This is a genomic window from Mesorhizobium sp. M4A.F.Ca.ET.020.02.1.1, assembly GCF_004022645.1.
Taxonomy (GTDB): domain Bacteria; phylum Pseudomonadota; class Alphaproteobacteria; order Rhizobiales; family Rhizobiaceae; genus Mesorhizobium.
Genome location: NZ_RZOI01000717.1, coordinates 1 through 3,062, shown reverse-complemented (window position 1 = coordinate 3,062; position 3,062 = coordinate 1). Strand labels below are relative to the sequence as shown.

The 3,062-nt window shown below is 62.1% G+C and carries 2 protein-coding genes; both read right to left on the bottom strand.

Going from position 1 to position 3,062, the window contains the following annotated elements; genetic code table 11:
• The coding region (gene lon / locus EN742_RS29890; protein ID WP_128333607.1) for an endopeptidase La at positions 1–1,801 on the bottom strand (1,801 nt) is incomplete at its 3' end.
• A gap of 273 nt (positions 1,802–2,074) precedes the next feature.
• On the bottom strand, positions 2,075–3,062 hold a 988-nt coding region (gene clpX / locus EN742_RS29885; RefSeq protein ID WP_128333606.1), incomplete at its 5' end, for an ATP-dependent Clp protease ATP-binding subunit ClpX.

Genomic DNA, 3,062 nt, shown 5'->3' with positions numbered 1-3,062 from the left:
CGGTGACGACACCGACCTGATCGTCCGCCTCGACCTGGCCGAAACGGTAGCGCGGCACACCGAGATAGTCGGCGAGATTGTCGGCGGTGATGGTGACCGACTTCTTCTTCGTCTTCAGGATCTCGGTCACCGCCTTGCGCCCGAGCTTCATCAGCTCACGCTCCAGGCTTCGCACGCCCGCTTCGCGGGTGTAGGTCTGGATGATGCCGCGGATCGCGTCCTCGCCGACGGAGAATTCTTTCGGCTGGAGTGCGTGGTCGCGGATCACCTTCGGCATCAGGTGCCGCTTGGCGATCTCGATCTTCTCGTCCTCGGTATAGCCGGCGATACGGATGATCTCCATGCGGTCCATCAGCGGCGCAGGGATGTTCAGCGTGTTCGCCGTCGTCACGAACATCACGCTCGACAGGTCGTATTCGACCTCGAGGTAGTGGTCCATGAACGTCGAGTTCTGCTCAGGATCGAGCACCTCGAGCAGGGCCGATGACGGGTCGCCGCGGAAGTCCTGGCCCATCTTGTCGATCTCGTCGAGCAGGAAGAGCGGGTTGGACTTCTTGGCCTTCTTCATCGACTGGATGACCTTGCCGGGCATCGAGCCGATATAGGTGCGCCGGTGGCCACGGATCTCGGCCTCGTCGCGCACGCCGCCGAGCGCCATGCGGATGAACTCTCGGCCGGTCGCCTTGGCGATCGACTTGCCGAGCGAGGTCTTGCCGACGCCGGGAGGACCGACGAGGCACAGGATCGGCCCCTTGATCTTCTTCTGGCGGCTCTGCACGGCGAGATACTCGACGATGCGGTCCTTGACCTTGTCGAGACCGAAATGGTCGGTGTCGAGCACGTTCTGCGCGAAGGCCAGATCATGCTTGACCTTGGAGTTCTTGCCCCACGGGATCGACAGGATCCAGTCGAGATAGTTGCGCACGACGGTCGATTCCGCCGACATGGGCGACATCGTCCGCAGCTTCTTCAATTCGGCTTCCGCCTTCTCGCGGGCCTCCTTGGAGAGCTTGGTCTTCTTGATGCGCGCCTCGATCTCGGCGGCCTCGTCGCGGCCGTCCTCGCCCTCGCCGAGCTCCTTCTGGATCGCCTTCATCTGCTCGTTTAGGTAGTACTCGCGCTGGGTCTTCTCCATCTGGCGCTTGACGCGCGAGCGGATGCGCTTCTCCACCTGCAGGACGGAGATTTCGGCTTCCATGAAGCCCATCGCCTTTTCCAGCCGCTCCTTGACGGACAGCGTGGCCAGCATCTCCTGCTTCTCGGGGATCTTGATGGCGAGGTGCGAGGCAACCGTGTCGGCGAGCTTGGAATAGTCGTCGATCTGGCTGGCGGCGCCGACCACTTCGGGCGAGATCTTCTTGTTCAGCTTGACGTAGTTCTCGAAGTCGGTGACGACCGAGCGGGCGAGCGCCTCGATTTCGACCTCCTCCTCTTCCGGCTCGACCAGCGCCGACGCGCGGGCCTCATGGAAGTCGGGGCGATCGGTGAACGAAACGATCTTCGCGCGCGAGGCGCCTTCGACCAGCACCTTCACGGTGCCGTCGGGAAGCTTCAGCAATTGCAGCACATTGGCGAGCGTGCCGATGTCGTAGATCGCATCGGGCTCGGGATCGTCGTCGGCTGCGTTCATCTGGGTCGCAAGCAGGATCTGCTTTTCCTGACCCATCACCTCTTCCAGCGCCTTGATCGACTTTTCGCGCCCGACAAAGAGCGGAACGATCATGTGCGGAAACACAACGATGTCGCGCAGCGGGAGGACCGCGAAGACGCCGTCGCCGGAAGCCCTGGATATTTTGGCCATTGTCCAACCTTTCATGTCGCGGCCGCTAATTGAGCCAACCGCGAATCTCATATTAACGACCGAGGATCGTTCCGCCTACCACCGTTTGTGACGGGAGTTTTACAGCACAGAATTCGGCACCACGGCCTTCTGCTGTTAGTTGGATGTGTAAGCGGCAAAGATCAAGGGCAAACACGGTCCGTTCATCCTACTCCATCGGCCAGGCAAGGCGCCCTCTCAGCAAAACGGCGCCTCGCGGCGCCGTTTCAAGAGAATTCAAATGCCGGACCCCGATCAGGCGCTGACGGAGCCCTTCTTTTCCTTCTGCTCGGAATAGATATAGAGCGGCCGGGCGTTGCCGGACACCACCTCTTCCGAAATTACCACCTCACGCACGCCTTCCAGTGCCGGCAGTTCAAACATGGTGTCGAGCAGGATGGCTTCCATAATCGAACGCAGGCCGCGCGCGCCGGTCTTGCGCTCGATGGCGCGCTTGGCAATCGCCGACAGCGCGTTCTCGTGGAAGGTCAGGTCGACATTCTCCATCTCGAACAGGCGCTGGTACTGCTTGACCAGCGCGTTCTTCGGCTCGGTCAGGATCTGGATCAGCGCCGGCTCGTCGAGATCTTCCAGCGTCGCCAGCACGGGCAGACGGCCAACGAATTCGGGGATCAGGCCGAACTTCAGCAGATCCTCGGGCTCGACCTGGCGGAAGATGTCGCCGGTGCGGCGATCCTCGGGCGAAGCGACCGTGGCGCCGAAGCCGATCGAGGTCTTGCGGCCGCGATCCGAGATGATCTTGTCCAGCCCGGCGAAGGCGCCGCCGCAGATGAACAGGATGTTGGCGGTGTCGACCTGCAGGAATTCCTGCTGCGGGTGCTTCCTGCCACCCTGCGGCGGCACCGAGGCAACGGTGCCTTCCATGATCTTCAACAGCGCCTGCTGCACGCCCTCGCCCGACACGTCACGGGTTATCGAGGGGTTGTCGGACTTGCGCGAGATCTTGTCGATCTCGTCGATGTAGACGATGCCGCGCTGGGCGCGCTCGACATTGTAGTCGGCCGACTGCAACAGCTTGAGGATGATGTTCTCGACGTCCTCGCCGACATAGCCGGCCTCGGTCAGCGTCGTGGCGTCGGCCATGGTGAAGGGCACGTCAATGATGCGGGCCAGCGTCTGCGCCAGCAGCGTCTTGCCGCAACCAGTCGGGCCGATCAAAAGGATGTTGGACTTGGCCAGCTCGACATCGTTGTTCTTGCCGGCGTGCGCGAGGCGCTTGTAG